Annotated in this window: 2 protein-coding genes; both read left to right on the top strand. The window is 35.5% G+C overall.

The features are described from left to right. Positions 1–1348, top strand: a 1348-nt coding sequence (locus F6K13_RS25555) for a pentapeptide repeat-containing protein (RefSeq protein WP_287288784.1), incomplete at its 5' end; no start/stop codon positions are given. Beyond that, the gene (locus F6K13_RS25550) at positions 1345–2883 is read left to right on the top strand and encodes a helicase C-terminal domain-containing protein (protein ID WP_124144570.1); all 1539 of its coding nucleotides are present in this window, start codon (positions 1345–1347) and stop codon (positions 2881–2883) included. The genes F6K13_RS25555 and F6K13_RS25550, both read left to right, overlap by 4 nt. Positions 2884–3139 lie beyond the last annotated feature (256 nt).

Here is a 3139-nt window from a genome sequence, read left to right as displayed (position 1 = left end):
TCTAACTAATTCTCCTCTAACTAATGTAGCTCGCCTTAGCAATGCCAATATCAACAGGGCAATATTGAACCAAGCCACTTTAAATGTGGCCAATCTAGTCCGAACTAATCTTAGGGAAGCTACATTAGTTAGAGCTACATTAGTTAGAGGAGAATTAGTTAGAGTAGACATGACTCTAGCTAATCTCAACAGAGCAAATCTCAGTGGTGCTGATATGAGAGAAGCTATCCTGACAGAAGCAAACTTAAAGCAAGCTAACCTTAGCAGTGTAAATCTTCGAGTTGCCACAGTAAAAGAAACTAATCTAGAACAAGCTATCCTCCATAGTGCTGATCTAACAAAAGCAGATTTACAAGGAGCTGATTTTACCAATGCTGAATTAAGACAGGCTAATCTAAGTATGGCTAATCTCAGGAATGCCAAGTTCAATGGAGCTAATCTTAGATGGGCTATTCTTAATGGAGCTGACTTAACTAATGCTAACCTGACTAATGTTAAGTTGAGTGGGGCAAATCTTCGTAAAGCAAATTTAACTAATACAAAATTAACTAATGCTAGTTTAGTTCATGCTGATTTAACTGAAGCCAATTTAATGAGAACTGATTTAGTGGGAGTAGATTTATCAGGGGCAATTTTGACTGGAGCAAAACTTTATGAAGTTCCCAGATTAAATATTAAAGCTGATGAAATTGTTTGTGAATGGATTGATACTAGTCCCAAAGGAGATCATAGCCAAGTTTATTATTTTAAATCATCAGCAGAATCTAAGAAATTTTTTAGCCAACAATCTCCAACAGTTCAAATTATTGTTGATTCACCTTTAGACCTAAAAGCTAATGTAGCTCTTGCTACAACCTACTATCATTTGGGTAAGGATTATAATTTTGTTACTCGTCCTCCCAATATTGAAGTTAGTTACCAAAAAACTATTTTGAATTTTAGAGTAGATAGTGATGAACTGTTATTTCTGCTTGCATTTATTGTGATTTTTCCTTTTGCTGATGCTAGAAAAGCTCAAGTTAATGTGATAGAAATTGTCGAAAATATTCCTTTACAAAAAATGAATACCAAAATATTAGAATTGGAAATAAAAATGGAACAGCTTGTCAAAAAAAATCAACGAATCCAAACAATCATTGAGTCTGTTAGGGACAAAATTGCTTTTTTTTCAAGCCCTACTCAATTAATTTTAAATAATTCAAGTGGTCAGAGTTTAGTATTAAGTAGTAATCCAGGATTTGGTAAAAAAAACTGTCAAAATATAACAGAGCAAACCTTTTCTTTGCCTCCTAAAAATAAGGTAATTGATTTTATCAACAGCTTTTATTATTTGGGTCAAAGTTTGTGATCGAAGTAGAAGTCCATAGATCCCTGCGTAATTTCCTGCGATCGCAAAATGAACCTCAATGGCCTCATAATTTGACGATGGCACGTTTAGTAGCGAGGGCCTTGCGACTGGGGCGTAGTGCTTTGATTCAAACGGGGTGTCCGCCAGGTAGTCATAATCAACAATATCAGTTAAGCTACCTAGTACCAATTTTAATGTGGCCTCAAAAAACAATATTAGTCGCTCCTCGGCCAGTACAGGAACATTTACTTAGGGTAGAAATTCCTAAGTTGCTTGGAAATAATTCATACAGTAGCTCATCACTGCCCAATAAGCCAATCCAAACCTATCCACAACCAGATTCTGACTTTAATGGACTACTACTAATAACTCCTGAAGCTTGGTTAATTAACCAATGGCCAGATGGGCAGTTTTCTCAAGGTATTCCCACAATTATAGATTGGGCAGACGAGCTAGAAACTTGGATTCAAAATTATTTAACTAGCAGTTTTTTATCTGCTGACTGGAATCAACTGATGCAAGTTTACTCCGATCAAGCTGACTTTATTCGTGAAGCTAGGATAAATTTAACACGATCGCTCTTCCAACATCCAGCAAACCCCTACAGTTGCTACTTAATTGAACAAGATGAGGAGCAGATTTTACAAAATCTAATAGAACATTTGTCATTAACTTCAAGAAACAAGGAATTACATCGTAATCATTTGAATAATGATTTTTGGTTGAAGTGGCAAAGCGATGGACAATTAAGGTGGGCAGAAATTCATCGCCAGAGAGGATCGTTTTCTTTATACTGCACTCCTTGTGATTTATCTGAAGCTCTTAATAATATATGGACTCAACAACCTGTAGTAATTATTGGAGGAGCATTAGACCTAGAGGCCAAAGCTTCTACCTATAGAAAGATGATGGGGTTAGAGGACTTGACCTGCGTTAAATTTTCCCCTGATCGTCGCAATGAGATGATTCAATTATATCTGCCCAATGGTTTGCCGATGCCAAATACACCTAAATTTCAGGAAGCATTAATTCAAGAAATAAGGACTTTATTGTATATCAGTTCTAATGCTGTTGATGGATTAATAGTGATCGTCATCGGAGATGTACCACTTAAAGCTCAAGTGGGCGCTGTTTTGGCCTCTGAATTTGGTTCCCGAGTTCAAGTGGAAACTACTTCTCCTGGAGTACAAGGCATTTTGATTACTGGTTGGGAATTTTGGCAAAAGCATCAAAGGGAATTAAAAGCACCTAAATTATTGATAATTGCCACTTTACCCCTTCCATCTTTGGAAAATCCCTTAGTATCTGGACGAGTAAATTTTTATAAGCAACGGGGTTTAGATTGGTTTAGATTATACCTTTTACCAAAGGCATTACAGGAATTGCAAAGTGCTATTGCCTCTATCAGAGAATCTCAAGGTGTTGTTGCTTTGCTTGATAGTCGTGTAATTCGTCGTAGTTATGGCAAGCAATTTTTAGTAGCTCTTAGTCCTTTTGCCAAGATTGATTACTTAGATACTACATGGTTAACTTAACGAAGTCAGAAGTCATAAGTTAGAAGTTAGATGAATTTTGACACTAAATTCAGCTTATTTGTTGTACTTTATAAATCTTGATAATAGTCCTCAAAACTTTGATTAATTAAAATTTTACATTTATTTAGCCAACTCTAATTCAGAGAGTTTTTTTGTACTCAAAAAATTACAATCTAGTTTTTCTATTTGAGGCGTGAAACTAGATTGTAATTTTTTGAGTACAAAAAAACTCTCTGAATTAGAGTTGGCTAAATAA

This window comes from Okeania sp. SIO2B9 (assembly GCF_010672505.1).
GTDB classification, from domain to species: domain Bacteria; phylum Cyanobacteriota; class Cyanobacteriia; order Cyanobacteriales; family Microcoleaceae; genus Okeania; species Okeania hirsuta.
The sequence above is the reverse complement of the archived record's forward strand: the minus strand, read 5'-3'. Positions and strand labels throughout refer to the sequence as shown.